18 protein-coding genes and 1 tRNA gene are annotated in these 15,475 nt (G+C 71.1%); 4 read left to right on the forward strand and 15 right to left on the reverse strand.

All coding sequences use genetic code 11. The annotated features are described in order from the left end of the window. Positions 1–117: 117 nt before the first annotated feature. Complete coding sequence (locus AB0L95_RS07910) at positions 118–894, forward strand: TetR/AcrR family transcriptional regulator C-terminal domain-containing protein (protein ID WP_365158572.1); 777 nt, start codon at positions 118–120, stop codon at positions 892–894. 19 nt (positions 895–913) lie between these two features. Here the strand turns inward: AB0L95_RS07910 and AB0L95_RS07915 are convergent, their stop codons facing one another. The 4 genes from AB0L95_RS07915 to AB0L95_RS07930 form a co-directional block, all read right to left on the reverse strand. Then, entirely contained in the window at positions 914–1,387 is a 474-nt protein-coding gene (locus tag AB0L95_RS07915) for a PPOX class F420-dependent oxidoreductase (protein WP_365158575.1), read from the reverse strand. Between the two features lie 50 nt (positions 1,388–1,437). Beyond that, complete coding sequence (locus AB0L95_RS07920; protein ID WP_365158578.1) at positions 1,438–2,259, reverse strand: YceI family protein; 822 nt, start codon at positions 2,257–2,259, stop codon at positions 1,438–1,440. A gap of 108 nt (positions 2,260–2,367) precedes the next feature. Next, entirely contained in the window at positions 2,368–4,911 is a 2,544-nt protein-coding gene (locus tag AB0L95_RS07925) for an MFS transporter (protein WP_365158581.1), read from the reverse strand. 22 nt (positions 4,912–4,933) lie between these two features. Next, positions 4,934–5,437, reverse strand: a complete 504-nt coding sequence (locus AB0L95_RS07930; protein WP_365158584.1) for a MarR family transcriptional regulator — start codon at positions 5,435–5,437, stop codon at positions 4,934–4,936. Between the two features lie 243 nt (positions 5,438–5,680). Here AB0L95_RS07930 and AB0L95_RS07935 point away from each other — a divergent pair, with 243 nt between their 5' ends. After that, on the forward strand, positions 5,681–5,875 hold the full coding sequence (locus AB0L95_RS07935; RefSeq protein ID WP_365158586.1) for a hypothetical protein: 195 nt from the start codon (positions 5,681–5,683) through the stop codon (positions 5,873–5,875). Between the two features lie 521 nt (positions 5,876–6,396). On the opposite strand, the gene AB0L95_RS07940 is transcribed toward AB0L95_RS07935, so the two are convergent. The 8 genes from AB0L95_RS07940 to AB0L95_RS07975 all read right to left on the reverse strand — a co-directional run bounded on the left by AB0L95_RS07940 (position 6,397) and on the right by AB0L95_RS07975 (position 11,285). Next, positions 6,397–7,317, reverse strand: coding sequence for an RNA polymerase sigma factor SigF (locus AB0L95_RS07940; RefSeq protein WP_365158589.1), 921 nt, complete (start codon positions 7,315–7,317; stop codon positions 6,397–6,399). 246 nt (positions 7,318–7,563) lie between these two features. Beyond that, the gene (locus AB0L95_RS07945; protein WP_365158767.1) at positions 7,564–8,385 is read right to left on the reverse strand and encodes an RNA polymerase sigma factor SigF; all 822 of its coding nucleotides are present in this window, start codon (positions 8,383–8,385) and stop codon (positions 7,564–7,566) included. A 541-nt stretch (positions 8,386–8,926) separates the two neighbouring features. Then, complete coding sequence (locus tag AB0L95_RS07950; RefSeq protein WP_365158592.1) at positions 8,927–9,220, reverse strand: Dabb family protein; 294 nt, start codon at positions 9,218–9,220, stop codon at positions 8,927–8,929. Positions 9,221–9,263: 43 nt separating this feature from the next. Next, positions 9,264–9,440, reverse strand: coding sequence for a hypothetical protein (locus tag AB0L95_RS07955; RefSeq protein ID WP_365158595.1), 177 nt, complete (start codon positions 9,438–9,440; stop codon positions 9,264–9,266). A 196-nt stretch (positions 9,441–9,636) separates the two neighbouring features. Continuing rightward, positions 9,637–9,721: transfer RNA gene (locus AB0L95_RS07960), tRNA-Ser, on the reverse strand. A gap of 68 nt (positions 9,722–9,789) precedes the next feature. Further along, a complete protein-coding gene (gene tadA / locus AB0L95_RS07965) occupies positions 9,790–10,218 on the reverse strand; it encodes a tRNA adenosine(34) deaminase TadA (RefSeq protein WP_365158769.1) in 429 nt (142 codons plus the stop codon). Between the two features lie 66 nt (positions 10,219–10,284). Then, positions 10,285–10,812 carry a hypothetical protein gene (locus AB0L95_RS07970; RefSeq protein ID WP_365158771.1) on the reverse strand — a complete coding sequence of 176 codons (528 nt, stop codon included), beginning with the start codon at positions 10,810–10,812 and terminating at the stop codon, positions 10,285–10,287. A gap of 287 nt (positions 10,813–11,099) precedes the next feature. After that, complete coding sequence (locus tag AB0L95_RS07975) at positions 11,100–11,285, reverse strand: hypothetical protein (protein WP_365158597.1); 186 nt, start codon at positions 11,283–11,285, stop codon at positions 11,100–11,102. A 177-nt stretch (positions 11,286–11,462) separates the two neighbouring features. On the opposite strand from AB0L95_RS07975, the gene upp reads away from it, so the two are divergent. Further along, a complete protein-coding gene (upp, locus tag AB0L95_RS07980; protein WP_365158600.1) occupies positions 11,463–12,098 on the forward strand; it encodes a uracil phosphoribosyltransferase in 636 nt (211 codons plus the stop codon). A gap of 99 nt (positions 12,099–12,197) precedes the next feature. On the opposite strand, the gene AB0L95_RS07985 is transcribed toward upp, so the two are convergent. Together AB0L95_RS07985 and AB0L95_RS07990 are read right to left on the reverse strand one after the other, a co-directional pair. Next, the gene (locus tag AB0L95_RS07985) at positions 12,198–12,845 is read right to left on the reverse strand and encodes a LytR C-terminal domain-containing protein (RefSeq protein ID WP_365158603.1); all 648 of its coding nucleotides are present in this window, start codon (positions 12,843–12,845) and stop codon (positions 12,198–12,200) included. A gap of 368 nt (positions 12,846–13,213) precedes the next feature. Then, positions 13,214–13,510: a type II toxin-antitoxin system VapB family antitoxin gene (locus tag AB0L95_RS07990; protein WP_003986294.1), complete on the reverse strand. Its 297-nt coding sequence runs from the start codon at positions 13,508–13,510 to the stop codon at positions 13,214–13,216. A gap of 105 nt (positions 13,511–13,615) precedes the next feature. On the opposite strand from AB0L95_RS07990, the gene AB0L95_RS07995 reads away from it, so the two are divergent. After that, positions 13,616–15,202, forward strand: a complete 1,587-nt coding sequence (locus tag AB0L95_RS07995) for a helicase HerA-like domain-containing protein (RefSeq protein ID WP_365158606.1) — start codon at positions 13,616–13,618, stop codon at positions 15,200–15,202. A gap of 74 nt (positions 15,203–15,276) precedes the next feature. Here AB0L95_RS07995 and AB0L95_RS08000 read toward each other — a convergent pair whose 3' ends face one another. Next, positions 15,277–15,423 carry a hypothetical protein gene (locus AB0L95_RS08000; protein ID WP_365158609.1) on the reverse strand — a complete coding sequence of 49 codons (147 nt, stop codon included), beginning with the start codon at positions 15,421–15,423 and terminating at the stop codon, positions 15,277–15,279. Between the last annotated feature and the right edge of the window lie 52 nt (positions 15,424–15,475).

Raw genomic sequence — 15,475 nt, forward strand, 5'->3', positions numbered from 1 at the left:
GAACGGGAAGACTCGGGGATGGTGGCCGGGTGGCGTCACCGCGCGGGGGAGGGCCTCGCGCTCCCAGGGGGCACCTGGCATCGTGATCAGCGGTCGGAGTGTCGAGGAAGGTGCGCCATGGTGAAGACGGCCCAGCAGGCGGGGCGCCCGGCGCGGACCAGCGTCTGGCTGGAGGGCAAGGCGCCCCGGGGCGGCGGCTCGCGCGGGGGCGGAGGTCAGCCGTCCGGACTGGACCGCGACCGGATCACCGGGGCGACCGTACGGCTGCTGGACGCGGAGGGCCTCGCGGGGTTCTCGATGCGCCGTCTGGCCGCCGAGCTGAACGTCACGGCGATGTCGGTCTACTGGTACGTGGACACCAAGGACGATCTGCTGGAGCTGGCGCTGGACGCCGTCTTCGGAGAGATGCGGCTGCCGGCCGCCGACTCCGACCGGGACTGGCGCGAACAGCTGCGGGCGCTCGCCGCGGAGTACCGGGCGCTGCTGGTGCGCCATCCGTGGCTGTCACCGCTGGCCGGGCGGTTCCTCAACATCGGCCCGCACGCCGTGGCCTTCTCGATGGCCGTGCAGCGGGTGATCCGGCTGACCGGGCTGCCCGCGCACGGCCAGATGGGCGCGATCTCGGCGGTCTTCCAGTTCGTGTACGGCTTCGGCACGATCGAGGGCCACTTCATCGAGCGCTGTGCCGCGGCCGGGACGACCCAGGACGAGTACGTCCGCCAGGCGCTCGGCGCGGTGAGGGAGAGCCCCGACCACAGCGAGGTCGCGCACCACACCGCGGACCTCATCGAGGCCCGCGGCGGTGACACGGTGGAGGAGATGCGCGAACGCGACTTCACGTTCGCGCTGCAGACGCTGATCGCGGGGATCGAGGCCATGGCCGCCCGGGGGTGACGGGCGCGGGCACCGGCGGTCAGTCCTGCGGTGACGCGAGGCGGGCGGGGAAGCCGCCGGTCGCCACCGGGCCCCACTTCACCGGAGTGATCCGGATGATCGACTTGCCCTGCTTGACCATGGCCTCGCGGTACTCGTCCCAGTCCGGGTGCTCGCCCGCGATGTTGCGGTAGTACTCGACGAGCGGCTCGACGGAGTCCGGCGAGTCGATGACCTCGCCGGTGCCGTCGATCTGGACCCACGGGCCGTTCCACTCGTCGCTGAGCACGATCAGGCTGACCCGTTCGTCACGCTTGGCGTTGCGCGTCTTGGCCCGTTCCGGGTACGTGGAGACCACGATCCGTCCCGAGTCGTCGACCCCGCAGGTCAGCGGTGACCCCTGGGGGCTGCCGTCGGTGCGCCGCGTCAGCAGGATCGCGCGGTGCCGGGGGCGGACGAAGTCCAGCAGCTCGTCCCGCGATACGGAGGTGTTCGTCGCGATGTTCGGTGCCATGGGACGCAGCCTAGGCGTTCGGCGGGCCCGGGAGACTGACCCTGCCGTGCCTACGCCTGCGGGAGTGAATCGCCTTGCACCGCCTGGATGTCCAGCTCCACCCGCAGCGTGGTGCCGATCGCGGCGATGCCCGCCTGGAGGACCTGGTTGTAGTTCATCGCGAAGTCCTCGCGGCGCAGTTCCGCCGTGGCGCGGAAGGCCGCGCGGGTGCCGCCCCACGGGTCGGCGCCGGTGCCGAGGTAGGCGAGGCTGAGGTCGACCGGGCGGACGATGCCGCGCATGGTCAGCTCACCGTGGACCGTCCAGCGGTCGGAGCCCGCGGCCGTCAGGCCGGCCGAGCGGTAGGTGATCTGCGGATAGCTCTCGACGTCCAGGAAGTCGGCCGACCGCAGATGGGTGTCGCGCATGTCGTTGCCCGTGTCGATGGACGCGGCGCTGATGACCGCCTCGACGCGGGACTTCTGCACCTCGTCCGGGGCGATCTCGATACGTCCGGAGAACTCGGTGAAGCGTCCGTGCACGCTGGAGATGCCCAGGTGCTGGGCGACCGCGCTCACCGAGGAGTGGACCGGGTCGATGGTCCACGGCCCGGGCGGGGGCAGCTCGGCGCCGCCCTGCCGGGCCAGCGTCACGGTGCCGATCTCGGCGCGGCCGCTCGCGGTGACGATCGCGCTGGAGGCGGCGGGCGCGTAGCCGACCGCGGTCACGATCACCGTGTACGCGCCGGGCGTCAGCGCCGTCGCGTCGCGGACGGTCCCCTCCGCGTCGGCCTCGGCGCGCAGCACCTGCGTACCGGTCATGTCGGTCACGGTGACGACCGCGTGCGACACGGCCCAGCCGTCCCGCGTACGGATCCGTGCGGTCAGTGCCATCGTGTGGTCTCCCTCTAAATCCTTGAATATCCCCGTAGAATGCTCAAAAAACCGGCCCGCGGGGGCGCACCTCCGCTCAGAGCGCGCCCCCACGGGCCGGGGTCCGACCTACTCGCCCGGGTGGGCCAGCGTGATGTCGTGGTCGTCGACGCCGCGGCCGCTCACGTTCACCGCCGTGGCCGCCGGCGGGTAGCCGGTGGCGATGACGGTGTACTCGCCGTTGTCCAGGTCGGTGAAGGCGTACGCGCCGTCCGTGCCGGTGGTGGCCGTGCCGACCACGTTGCCCGCCGCGTCCACCAGGGTCACCCGGGCGTCCGCGAGGGGGCCGTGCGGGGCCCGTACGACACCCAGGATCTGGGCGCCGGAGTCGAGGTCGATCTCGATCCGGGTGACCCCGGTGCCGCCCACGTCGACGGGCAGCGCCCGCGGCCGGTAGCCGATGGCGTTCACCGCGACGGTGACGGAGCCCGGCACCAGCTCGGCGAAGGAGAAGTCGCCCTGCTCGCCGGTGGTGGCGGTGGCCAGCAGATCGCCGCGGACATCCGTGACGATCACCATGGCGTCCTTGACCGGCAGCGCGGTCTCGGCGGCCCGGACGACACCGGTCAGGCCGCTGGTGCCGCTGAGCAGGATGTCGTACGCCACCGGCTCCTCGTTCACCACGATCGTGGAGGCCTGCGGCTGGTAGCCGTCGGCGGAGGCGATCAGGACGTACGAGCCCGTGCCCGGCGCGTCCACCGCGTAGGAGCCGTCGGCCCCCGCGACCGACCGGCCCAGCTGGCGTCCCCCGAGGGAGATCAGCGTGACGGCGGCCTGCGGGACGGGGGCGCTCTCGGCGCCGCGGACGAAACCGCGCACCGGGACGCCGCCGGACGGCGTGGACTCGCCGGGTGCGACGAGGGTGGCGACGGCCGCGTGCCGCTGCTGCGTGGCCGTGCCGTCGGGCGTGGCCTCCGTGCTCGCCGCCGCCCAGCTGGGAACCTTCTCCTCGGCCGGGGCGGGCACCGCGGCGGTGGTCGCGGCGGTCGCGGTGACCGCCGGGGTCTCCTCGGACACGGCCGCCGCGGCCTGCGCCAGACCGCCCTGGGTCTTCAACGGGACCTCCTTGATGAACAGCGTGATCACGAAGGCGAGGAACGCCAGGCACGCGGCGACCAGGAAGACGTCGCCGATGGCGTGGCCGTAGGAGCTCTCCATGAGGGTACGCAGCGGGCGGGGCAGCTTCGCCAGGTCCGGGATGGCGCCGTCGGAACTCGAATGAGCCGCCAGCCGCTGGTACTTCGGGCTGAGGTCGGCGAGGCCGTCCGTGAAGTAGTGGGTGATCCGGTGGGCCATGAACGCGCCGAGCGCGGAGACGCCCATCGCACCGCCGAGGGACCGGAAGAAGGTCACCGTGGAGCTGGCCGAACCGAGGTCGCTGGGCGCCACCTGGTTCTGCGTCGACAGCACCAGGTTCTGCATCATCATGCCGATGCCGAGGCCCATCAGGGCCATGAAGACGGCCGTCTTCCAGTAGTCCGTGTCGTAGCGCAGGGTGCCGAGCAGACCCAGACCGGCCGTGATGAGCACACCACCGCTGACCAGCCAGGCCTTCCACTTGCCGGTCCTGGTGATGATCTGGCCGGAGACGGTCGAGGAGACGAACAGGCCGCCGATCATCGGGATGGTCAGCACACCGGACATCGTCGGCGACTTGTCGCGGGCCAGCTGGAAGTACTGGGCGAAGAACACCGTGCCGGAGAACATCGCGACACCCACGAAGAGCGAGGCGAGCGACGACAGGGTGATGGTGCGGTTGCGGAACAGCCGCAGCGGGATGATCGGCTCGGCGGCCTTGGTCTCGACGAAGACGAAGATCCCGGCGAGGACGATGGCGCCCGCGATCATGGTGTACGTCTGCCACGACAGCCAGTTGTACTTGTCACCGGCGAAGGTGACCCAGACCAGCAGCAGGGAGACGGCTGCGGAGATGAAGAACGCGCCGGCCCAGTCGACCTTGACGTCCCGCTTCACCACGGGCAGGTGCAGGGTCTTCTGCAGCACGATCAGCGCGAGGATCGCGAAGGGCACGCCGACGTAGAAGCACCAGCGCCAGCCGAGCCAGTCGGTGTCGGTGATGACACCACCGATCAGCGGGCCGCCGACGGTGGCGACGGCGAAGGTGGCGCCGAGGTAGCCGGAGTAACGGCCGCGCTCACGCGGGGAGATCATCGCCGCCATGACGATCTGCGCCAGCGCGGACAGACCGCCGACGCCGACGCCCTGGACGACACGGCAGGCGATGAGCATGCCGGGGTTCTGCGACAGGCCCGCGGCCATCGAGCCCAGGACATAGATGACCAGGGCTATCTGGACGAGCGCCTTCTTGCTGTAGAGGTCCGCGAGCTTGCCCCACAGCGGGGTGGTCGCGGTCATGGCCAGCAGCGACGCGGTGACGACCCAGGTGTAGGCGGACTGGCCGCCGCCGAGGTCGCCGATGATGTGCGGCAGAGCGTTGGACACGATCGTGGACGACAGGATCGCCACGAACATGCCGAGCAGGAGGCCGGACAGGGCCTCCATGATCTGCCGGTGTGTCATCGGAGCGCCGTCCGGGGAGGCTCCCCCGTGCTTGGCGTGAGCCCGCACACCGGCTGGTGTGGTCGTTGCCATGAGCTTCCTTCTCTTACGTTCCTTATGCGGGTGTACGGGTGGTCCGGTCGGCAACGGATTCCGCCACGGGGGCGAAGTGCGCGAGCCGGGGCGCGGAGCGGCAGTCGCCGAAGCTCTCCCGCAGTCGTGCCATCAGCTGGATGAGGCGGCCGACGTCGTCGTCCGACCAGTCGGCGAGCCGCTCGGCCAGCAGGTCGGTGCTGCGCCGGGACAGCTCGTCGAGCTGGACATGGCCGGCCGTCGTCAGGCGCAGGATGCGGGAGCGTTTGTCCGCGGGGTCGGGGGAGCGCTCGATCCAGCCGCGCTCCGCTACATGCGCGACATGGCGGCTGGTGACCGACATGTCCACGGCGAGCAGCTCCGCGAGCTTGCTCATGCGCATGTCGCCGTGACGGCCGAGCAGTGTCAGCACGGCGGCGGAGCCGCCCGGGCAGTCGGGCGGCAGGATGCGCCCCAAGTCCCTTTTGACGGCCCCGATGGCACTGAGCTGACGTGCCAGTTCCTCGTACTGGGCTTGCGCGGCCATCGCACCTCCTCCAATTCGTTGCCTGGAGCAACCGTAGGGAGATTGGTTGCTGCAGGCAAATTAATCGGCGGCTTGCGCGGCAAAAACTTGGCAAAGGCAAGTATTGCGAACGTAAACGGCGAGGTGGGAGGCCGGGAGACCGTGTGGCCGACGGGCGTGGACCGGGCTGTTCCGGTGGAGACCGGGTGTGAGAGCGGATCCCCCACTTGGGCGACACCCGGGTATTCGCTAGGGTCTCGGGCCATGGCTAACACCCAGGGCCCCCAGGGCAACTACGACCCCGCCGGCAGCACGCAGATGTTCCGTGCGTTCGTCGACGAGGCGCCGCAGGGCAGGCAGCAGGCGTCCGCTCCGGCAGGGCCGCGCGTCGGCCTGATCGTCGGTGTCGTCGCCGCCGTGGTGATCGTCGCCGCGGTCGCCTGGCTCGCGCTGATGTGACCGGCAGCCGGACTCCGCAAGGAGCCGGCCGCCTTCTCCCCCGTCTTCTCATGACCGTCGCCGGCCCGCGCCCTCGCGCGCGCGGGCTCCGCGACGTGCGCTCGGCGCGACGCCCCCCGACGGGCGTCGCGCTCCGGGCGTCTGCCGCCTCCGCGGGTGCACCCACGCTCGTACGGCCGGGCCTGGTGTCGCCTGGCGGCCGCTGCCGACCGACGGGCCCCGCCCGGCGGGCCGTTCTCGCGAACGGCGCGACACGGGCGGGGTGTTGGACGTTCCCCGCGCTGCGGGTCAGGCTCCCTAGTGCTGCGACCGGAAAGGTTCACCGGCTCGCGACTCCCCCAGCCTGGCGGCTGGGAGGTGCCCCCAGGCGCGGCACCTCGCCGCGTTGTCCAATCGCCCGAGTACATCCAGTACGCGGGCGACGCTCCGCCTTGCGATGCTCCCCCACTGCCCGAAAGGCGTGGGGGCACCCCCAGCACCGGACGCCGCGAGCTTCCCGGCAAACCTGTCCGGCCACAGCACTAGTCGGAGATCAGGCCTTCCCGCAGCTGTGCCAGCGTGCGGGTGAGCAGCCGGGAGACGTGCATCTGCGAGATGCCGACCTCCTCGCCGATCTGCGACTGCGTCATGTTCGCGAAGAAGCGCAGCATGATGATCCGCCGCTCGCGGGGCGGGAGTTTGGCCAGCAGCGGCTTGAGGGACTCGCGGTACTCCACGCCCTCCAGCGCCGAGTCCTCGTAGCCGAGGCGGTCCGCGAGCGAGCCCTCGCCGCCGTCGTCCTCGGGGGCGGGCGAGTCCAGCGACGACGCCGTGTACGCGTTGCCGACGGCGAGGCCGTCGACCACGTCCTCCTCCGACACCCCGAGCACGGAGGCGAGTTCGGTGACCGTCGGCGAGCGGTCCAGCTTCTGCGACAGCTCGTCGCTGGCCTTGGTGAGGGCCAGGCGCAGCTCCTGGAGTCGGCGCGGCACCCGCACCGACCACGACGTGTCCCGGAAGAACCGCTTGATCTCGCCGACGACCGTCGGCATCGCGAACGTCGGGAACTCCACGCCCCGTTCGCAGTCGAAGCGGTCGATCGCCTTGATCAGCCCGATCGTGCCGACCTGGACGATGTCCTCCATCGGTTCGTTGCGGCTGCGGAAGCGGGCGGCCGCGTAGCGCACGAGGGGGAGGTTCAGCTCGATGAGCGTGTCCCGGACGTAGGCGCGCTCCGGGCTGTTCTCGTCGAGGGCGGCGAGCCGCAGGAAGAGGGAGCGGGACAGGGTGCGGGTGTCGATGGCCTCCGGGGACGGAAGGTCCGGTGCCTCGGGAGCCGGGAGGATCTCGGCACTCGGGAGGTCCTGAGGGTCCTGAGGGGCCTGAAGGTCCTGAAGCACATCGGGCGCGGAGTCGCTCTGCATGAGCGTGAGCACCTTTGAGCTGCCCTTGTCTGCGGACATGCCACCCCCTTTGGGTCGCGGGACGGTCGCGGCGGACGCTCCCGTCGTAGGGAACGCAGCCTCCACCTGAATACCGGCCACGAGGCTGCGGCAAACGCGCTGCCGGAAGAATGTCACATGTCGGCAACACGCTGTAGTGACATGTCGACACGCAAGAGGTGAATGCGCCCTGGTTGGAAGGGTTCTGATGACCTTTCAGCGCAGAACTGTCGGGAAGAACCCTTGCGGACGATTCGCTCGCGTGAGTTATGCGTCGATCCTGTTTGCGGATCTCAGTCGCGCGAAGCTCCTGGCGAGTAGCCTTGACACATGCATCTGGGAGACACCCAGTTCGGCGCTGATCTGCGACTGGGTCAGATTGCTGTAGTAGCGCAGCAGCAGGATCCGCTGTTCGCGCTCCGGCAACTGGACGAGCAGATGCCGTACGAGGTCACGGTGCTCGACCCCGTCGAGGGCCGGGTCCTCGTAGCCGAGCCGGTCGAGGAGACCCGGCAGTCCGTCACCCTCCTGGGCGGCCTCCAGCGAGGTGGCGTGGTACGAGCGCCCCGCCTCGATACAGGCCACCACCTCCTCCTCGGTGATACGCAGCCGCTCGGCGATCTCGGCGGTGGTCGGGGAGCGCCCGTGCGTCGTGGTGAGGTCCTCGGTGGCGCTGTTGACCTGCACCCACAGCTCGTGCAGCCGGCGCGGGACGTGGACCGTGCGGACGTTGTCGCGGAAGTAGCGCTTGATCTCGCCGACGACGGTCGGCATCGCGAAGGTCGGGAACTGTACGCCCCGGTCGGGGTCGAAGCGGTCGATGGCGTTGATCAGGCCGATGGTGCCGACCTGGACGACGTCCTCCATGGGTTCGTTGCGGGAGCGGAAGCGGGCGGCGGCGTAGCGCACGAGCGGGAGGTTGGCCTCGATGAGCGCCCCGCGTACGCGGTGGTGCTCCGGCGTGCCCGGCTCCAGGTCCTTGAGCTGGGCGAAGAGCACCTGGGTGAGGGCCCGGGTGTCGGCGCCGCGGCGCTTTTGGGGGGTGGTCGCCGAGTCGGGATCCTCGGGGTCCTCGGGGTCCGTGGGGATGGAGGGGACAGAAGGGGCGGAGGGGACGGAGGAGTCGCTGTCGGGAGGCGGCGGTGCGGGGGGTGCGCTGTCGGACGGTTGGGCGGCGGAAGGGGTGGACGTGGCGGCCGTGACGGAAGGGGCGGAAGGGGCTGAGGAGGTGCTGTCGGGCTGCTGGGGTCGTGCGGGGGCGGTGTCGGGCTCCTGGGGTCGTGCGGGGGCGGTGTCGGGCTCCTGGGGTCGTGCGGGGGCGGTGTCGGATTCCTGGGGTCGTGCGGGGGCCGTGGCGGGTGTCCGGTGCCGGTCGGGACTCGGGCTCGAAGCCTCGTCCTGAGGCGGCGCAGTACTGGCCGACACGGTCAACGCCACCTCTTCATCCGTCAACGCCTCTGTCAACTCACTGTCAAAAGCGGTCATAGCATCACAAGAATGGACACTGGGTGCAAGCACCGCATAACCCCGTGTTGAAGGAGAGTTGGGGCACAAGACACAGCAGAGCCCCCCATCGTTGAGATGGGGGGCTCCGCGAGGGGTGTCGCACGGAATCAGTGGGCGGTGTCGCTCAGATTTCGTAGTCGGCGATCACCCATGTGGCGAACTCGCGCCACATCGCGACGCCCGCTTGGTGTGCCGGGTGCTCCAGGTAACGCCGGAGCGCGTCCGTGTCGTCGACCGCCGAGTTGATCGCGAAGTCGTAGGCGATGGGCCGGTCGGTGATGTTCCAGCCGCACTCCCAGGCGCGCAGCTCGTCGATCCGGTCGCCGAGGCTCTCGAAGGCGCGCACCCCCTCCGCCACGCGCGGGTCGTCGCGCCGGACGCCTTCGTTGAGCTTGAAGAGGACCAGGTGGCGGATCACGGGCGCTCCCAGGGGGGTGACGGTGGCCGCCCGGCCGGGAGCCTCACTTGGCTCCGTCGGCGATCCAGGTCATGAAGTGGCCGATGGCCTTGGCGGCGCTGGAGATGCCCTCGAAGCCTATCTGGACATAGTCGGCGGCCTTGGCAGGGTCGGTGATGATCACGTAGAGCGCGAAGACCACGAGCGCGTACACCGCGACCTTCTTCCCCTGCACCGCCACCGCGGCCTCCCCCCGTCTGCTGCGCCCCGTGGGCCTGTTCGCCGCCGGTGAGTGTATCTCGGCCTGTTGTTCGGGAACCGCAAAAGATCACGAATCGCACCAGGCCCTCACCCGGCCTTCTTCCAGGGGTCGTGTCGCGGGCTCCGGGCTCGTGGACGCACGAAGGGCCCCGTCTGTCGACGGGGCCCTTCTTCGGCGGTAGCGGAGGGATTTGAACCCTCGGTGACTTGCGCCACACTCGCTTTCGAGGCGAGCTCCTTCGGCCGCTCGGACACGCTACCGAGAGAGACCCTACCCCACAGGGGGCCATGGTCTGAAATCCGTTTCCGGGGGCCTCCCGGGCCGGTCCTCAGCGGGCCCGGAAGAAGTCCGTCAGCAGCTGGGCGCACCGGTCGGCGAGTACGCCGTCGATGACCTCGGGGCGGTGGTTGAGGCGCCGGTCGCGCACCAGGTCCCACAGCGACCCGGCCGCGCCGGCCTTCTCGTCACGTGCGCCGTAGACCAGCCGGTCCACCCGGGACTGCTGCAGCGCGCCCGCGCACATCGTGCAGGGCTCCAGCGTGACGACGAGTGTGCAGCCGGACAGCCGCCACTCGCCGAGCGCGCTCGCGGCCCGGCGGAGCGCGAGGATCTCCGCATGGGCCGTCGGATCGCCCGTCGCCTCGCGTTCGTTGTGACCGACGGCCAGCACCGAGCCGTCCGCGGCCAGCACGACCGCGCCGACGGGCACGTCACCGCCCTCGGCGGCCTGGCCGGCCTCGTCCAGGGCGAGCCGCATCGCGGCCCGCCACCGGTCGCGCACCGGATCGGGGGCCGGCGTCCCGTCCTCGGTCACCCGGTGCACCTAGCGGACGGTCTCCAGGACCTCCGAGGCGCCCAGGGCCTCGGCGATCGAGCTGAGCGCGTCCTCGGCGTCCAGGATGCGCAGCTCCTTCTCGTCGACGCCGAGGTCGTCGAGGATCTCGCTGTCGCCCACGGGGCCGTGCGGCACGGAGGCGTCCGAGCCCGTTCCGTCCTCGTCGTCCTCGGGCTCACCGTCCTCGGTGCCGTCGAGGTCGAGGGAGTCCAGGTCGGCGCCGTCGTCGCCGGGCTCCCTTCCGAGCAGTTCGTCGGTGAGCAGGATCTCGCCGTACGAGCTACGGGCGGCGGCGGAGGCGTCCGAGACGTAGATACGAGGGTCGTCCTCGCCGTCCACGCGGACGACGCCGAACCACGCGTCCTCCTGCTCGATGAGTACGAGCACCGTGTCCTCGTCGACCGAGGCGTCGCGGGCCAGGTCGGTCAGATCCGACAGGGTCTCCACATCGTCGAGCTCTGTGTCGCTCGCTTCCCACCCGTCTTCGGTGCGCGCGAGCAGTGCGGCGAAGTACACCGTGACTCTCCCACTGGTCATAGGCGTGCCGGTTGGGGTTCCCCCCGGCGGAGGTTGTGGGCGGGGAGTGTTCTCTCCGAGCCCCGCCCACTCGGAATCGTGGCAGAAACAAGGCGTTCAGGGGACGTCTTCGGCTCCCTGTGTCTGGCCGTTTCGATCGAGGATGCTCCGATCGAACACCCCGGCCGAAGCGGTCCACTCACCAGCGCACTCATTGCCGCCACCAGCGGATCGTACGCGGCCCGGGGCGGTGTGGCCGCACGGCCACCCCCAAGGCGGCCGCGTCGCTACCAGCGGAAGGTGCGCATGCGCATGGCGTGACGCAGGCGCGCGGCCTTGGCGCGGCGCGGCCGGACGCGGTCGCGAAGCTCCCGGGCCTCCGTGAGTTCGCGCAGGAACAGGGCCCGGCGCCGCCTGCGCTCGTCGTCCGGCTCCTGTGCTTCGGGGTCCCCGTGGGATTCCCGGTCGGACATAGGCACACCACCCCGGTTCCGTCCTTCCCACTTTCCCCCTGATGGGGGGTTCGATGCCAGGGAGGCCGGGGAAGGGCGACGGGACCGGGAGCGTTCCGCGGACGAGCCGGGGCCGGGCGACGGGCCGGGGCCGTACGCGGCGCGGTGGCCGTGGAAAGCCCGGTTACTGTTAGGGACATGCGTCTCCACGTCGTCGACCACCCCCTGGTCGCCCACAAGCTCACCACGCTGCGCGACCGCCGCACCGACTCCGCGACCTTCCGTCGGCTCGCCGACGAGCTCGTCACCCTGCTCGCCTACGAGGCCACGCGGGACGTCCGCACCGAGCAGATCGACGTCGAGACCCCGGTCGCCGTGACCACCGGCGTCAAGCTGTCCCGCCCCCGTCCGCTGGTCGTGCCGATCCTGCGCGCCGGTCTCGGCATGCTCGACGGCATGGTCCGGCTGCTGCCGACCGCCGAGGTGGGCTTCCTGGGCATGATCCGCAACGAGGAGACGCTCCAGGCCTCCACGTACGCGACGCGCATGCCGGAGGACCTGTCGGGGCGCCAGGTGTACGTCCTGGACCCGATGCTCGCCACCGGCGGCACGCTCGTGGCGGCGATCCAGGAGCTGATCAGGCGCGGGGCGCGCGATGTGACCGCCGTGGTGCTGCTCGCCGCCCCGGAGGGCGTCGAGGTGATGGAGCGCGAACTGGCGGGTACGCCGGTCACGGTGGTCACGGCCGCCGTCGACGACCACCTCAACGAGCACGGCTACATCGTGCCGGGACTCGGCGACGCGGGCGACCGGCTGTACGGGGCGGCGGAGTAGAACCCCCCTGCCCCGCCCCCGCCGGTCCGGCGGGGGTTCGGGCGGGCGCCTTCCGGCGGGGTGTCCGGATCCGGACGCCGTGGCCGGCGGCCCAGTGGCTCAGCAGCTCTTCTTGCTGTTCTTGCCCGCTGACGGTGACGCGGCCGGGGCGGCCAGTGCCGACAGTGCCTTGTCCGCGGCCGGCTTGTCCGTCAGGGACTTGAACCCGTCGCCCAGGATGAGGTCGACGGACCCTCCCGTGCGGGCGTCGGTGCGTCGGTCGGCGTCGGCGAGCTGTGTGCCGAGGACGGGCAGGCTGGTGCCCATGGCGGCCTTGGCGCCGAGCAGTACCCCGGCGCCCTTGACCTTCTTGTCGTAGTCCTCGGCCGCGTTGCCCACCGTGCCGATGCGGAAGCCGCGCTTCTTCAGTTCGTCGGCGGTCTCCTTGGCGAGGCCGCTGCGGGCCGTGGCGTTGAAGACGTTCACGGTGATCTGGCCGGGCGCGGGCAGGGCCGTCCCGGTGGCCGCGGGCGACGGGCTCACCTTGGGCGCGCAGCCCGCCTTGGAGCCGGCCGCCAACGTCTTGTCGCCGCCGGTGAAGACATCGATGAGCTGCAGTGTTCCCCAGCCGATCAGTCCGACGGCGGCCACCGACGCGACGATGGCGACCACGAGTCTGCCGCGGCGTCGGGGTCGGCGCATCCTCGGGTACTTGCTCCCCGTGATCCGGTACTGGCCACCCATGCCGGGGGGAGTCAGCATGCTCATGGGCGCAGCGTAGTGCGCCCAGGCGGCAATGCCTACTAGATGATCATTGGGCGCCCCTCAGTCCAACCCGAACGGGTCATCGGGGCGAACGGACGGCGACGCGGGCGCGTACGGCGGGCGGTGCGCGAACGGGTGCGGCCGACGAGGCAGTGGACGCGGGCGCAGCCGACGAGGAAACGGACGCGGGCCGCGTGCGGACGCGGGCATGGAGGTTCGCGCGGGGGACGCGCACACGGGGGCGCGGGGAGTGAGCGGACGGCGCGGGCGCGAGAGCGGGCGCGCCGGATCGAGCGGAGTGCGCCGGAGCGGCGAGGTCCGCCGGGAAGTCGGCCGAACGCCCCGGGAAGGGGCGGACGACCGCCCGGGGATCAGCCGAGTTCGAGCACGCGCGCGTGCAGGACCTGGCGCTGCTGCAGCGCCGCGCGCACCGCGCGGTGGAGGCCGTCCTCCAGGTACAGGTCGCCCTGCCACTTCACGACATGCGCGAAGAGATCGCCGTAGAACGTCGAGTCCTCGGCGAGGAGGGTCTCCAGATCGAGCTGCTGCTTGGTCGTCACGAGCTGATCGAGGCGGACCGGGCGCGGCGCGACGTCCGCCCACTGCCGGGTGCTCTCCCGGCCGTGGTCGGGGTACGGCCGGCCGTTTCCGATGCGCTTGAAGATCACACGGAAAGCCTACCGGGCGACACGTTCCGGGCGCAGCCATGGCGACGGAGTGCGACGCTGGAAAAGATGCAGTAAACGGGTGCAAAACGGAACAGGTGCTACGAGATGAGCGACAGCCGGCCGGTACCCGGGGCCGCCGCGCCCGCGACCCCGGGGAGTGCTCCCGCGCTCCCTCCCCAGGCTCTGGAGATCGCGTCCGGGTACGCCTTCGCGGGTCCGGCCGTCGACCTGGGCGCCCTGGTGTGGGACGGGCAGTGCCTGCCCGGCGCGCGGATCCGCGTCCCGCTGTCGGTGCTCAACCGGCACGGCCTGGTCGCGGGCGCGACCGGCACCGGCAAGACCAAGACGCTCCAGCTGATCGCCGAGCAACTCTCGGCCCAGGGCGTGCCCGTGTTCCTGGCGGACGTCAAAGGGGACGTCTCCGGTGTCTCGGCACCCGGGCAGGAGAACGAGCGGGTGCGCGCACGGGCGGCCGAGACCGGCGGGCACTGGACGCCCACCGCCTTTCCCGCAGAGTTCTACGCACTGGGCGGCCTCGGCCGGGGCATCCCCGTCCGCGCCACGATCACGAGCTTCGGCCCGGTGCTGCTGTCGAAGGTGCTCCAGCTGAACCGGACTCAGGAGCAGTCGCTCGGCCTGATCTTCCATTACGCGGACACCAAGGGTCTGGAACTGGTCGACCTGAAGGACCTGCGGGCGGTGGTGGCCTTTCTGACGTCGGACGAGGGCCGGGCGGAGCTGAAGGAGATCGGCGGTCTGTCGACGGCGACGGCCGGGGTGATCCTGCGGGCGCTGACGGCCTTCGAGGCGGAGGGGATGGCGCCCTTCTTCGGGGAGCCGGAGTTCGACACGAGCGAGCTGCTGCGCACGGCGTCCGACGGCCGGGGCACGCTGTCCGTGCTCGAACTGCCCGCGGTCCAGGACAAGCCGCAGCTGTTCTCCACCTTTCTGATGTGGCTCCTCGCGGATCTCTTCCACGATCTGCCGGAGGTCGGTGACGTCGACAAGCCGAAGCTGGTCTTCTTCTTCGACGAGGCGCATCTGCTGTTCAGCGGGGCGTCCAAGGCGTTCCTGGACGCGATCACCCAGACGGTGCGGCTGATCCGCTCCAAGGGTGTCGGTGTCCTCTTCGTCACGCAGACCCCGCGGGACGTGCCCGCGGAGGTCCTGGCCCAGCTCGGCAGCCGCGTCCAGCACGCGCTGCGCGCCTTCACCCCGGACGACCAGAAGGCGCTGAAAGCCGCGGTGCGGACCTTCCCCACCTCCGCCTACGACCTGGAGGAGGTGCTGACCGGCCTCGGCACGGGGGAGGCGGTGGTGACGGTCCTGAGCGAGCGGGGCGCCCCGACACCGGTCGCGGTGACACGGCTGAGGGCGCCGGAGTCCCTGATGGGGCCGGTGGACGCGGAGAGGCTGGAGCGGGCGGTCACGTCGTCGCCGCTGTACGGGCGTTATGCGCAGGCGGTCGACCGTGAGTCGGCGTACGAGAGGCTCGCGGCCCGGGAGACGGCAGGCCGGCCGGTCAAGGAGACGACGACCGGGGGCGGGCGGGAGACCGGACGGGAGGAGCCGTCCCTGGTCGAACAGGTCGTCACCAGCGGGGCCTTCAAGTCCCTGGCCCGCTCCCTGGGCACGCAGCTGGGCCGGGAGATCACACGCTCCCTCTTCGGAACGGCCCGCCGCGGACGCTAGTGCCGCGACCGGAAGGGCGGTCGCAGCACCGGACCGTGTAGGGGCGGCCGCCCGGTGCGGGCGGCCGCTGTCTGCTACTCGTGGTCGCTCTCCCGGGCGCCGGCCGGCGGGGGCTCTTCGCCGGTGTCGGGTTCGGGATCGGGTTTCGGTCGCTGCTTGGTGGTGCGGACGGCCTCGGCCCGCAGCAGGGCGAGCAGGGCGGCGTACGGATCTCTGGGCATGACTTCGTCCTTGCGTTGCTGACGGCGGTTGCTGACGGCGGTTGCTGACGGC

This window comes from Streptomyces sp. NPDC052036 (assembly GCF_040680495.1).
GTDB lineage: Bacteria > Actinomycetota > Actinomycetes > Streptomycetales > Streptomycetaceae > Streptomyces.

What these genes read in the sequence shown, in the direction of transcription:
- AB0L95_RS07910 (WP_365158572.1), top strand. Translation starts at nt 118, where the DNA reads ATGGTGAAGACGGCCCAGCAGGCGGGGCGCCCGGCGCGGACCAGCGTC.
- AB0L95_RS08000 (WP_365158609.1), bottom strand. Translation starts at nt 15,423, where the DNA reads ATGCCCAGAGATCCGTACGCCGCCCTGCTCGCCCTGCTGCGGGCCGAG.
- AB0L95_RS07975 (WP_365158597.1), bottom strand. Translation starts at nt 11,285, where the DNA reads ATGTCCGACCGGGAATCCCACGGGGACCCCGAAGCACAGGAGCCGGAC.
- upp (WP_365158600.1), top strand. Translation starts at nt 11,463, where the DNA reads ATGCGTCTCCACGTCGTCGACCACCCCCTGGTCGCCCACAAGCTCACC.
- AB0L95_RS07925 (WP_365158581.1), bottom strand. Translation starts at nt 4,911, where the DNA reads ATGGCAACGACCACACCAGCCGGTGTGCGGGCTCACGCCAAGCACGGG.
- AB0L95_RS07915 (WP_365158575.1), bottom strand. Translation starts at nt 1,387, where the DNA reads ATGGCACCGAACATCGCGACGAACACCTCCGTATCGCGGGACGAGCTG.
- AB0L95_RS07985 (WP_365158603.1), bottom strand. Translation starts at nt 12,845, where the DNA reads ATGAGCATGCTGACTCCCCCCGGCATGGGTGGCCAGTACCGGATCACG.
- AB0L95_RS07995 (WP_365158606.1), top strand. Translation starts at nt 13,616, where the DNA reads ATGAGCGACAGCCGGCCGGTACCCGGGGCCGCCGCGCCCGCGACCCCG.
- AB0L95_RS07940 (WP_365158589.1), bottom strand. Translation starts at nt 7,317, where the DNA reads ATGTCCGCAGACAAGGGCAGCTCAAAGGTGCTCACGCTCATGCAGAGC.
- tadA (WP_365158769.1), bottom strand. Translation starts at nt 10,218, where the DNA reads ATGCGGCTCGCCCTGGACGAGGCCGGCCAGGCCGCCGAGGGCGGTGAC.
- AB0L95_RS07930 (WP_365158584.1), bottom strand. Translation starts at nt 5,437, where the DNA reads ATGGCCGCGCAAGCCCAGTACGAGGAACTGGCACGTCAGCTCAGTGCC.
- AB0L95_RS07920 (WP_365158578.1), bottom strand. Translation starts at nt 2,259, where the DNA reads ATGGCACTGACCGCACGGATCCGTACGCGGGACGGCTGGGCCGTGTCG.
- AB0L95_RS07935 (WP_365158586.1), top strand. Translation starts at nt 5,681, where the DNA reads ATGGCTAACACCCAGGGCCCCCAGGGCAACTACGACCCCGCCGGCAGC.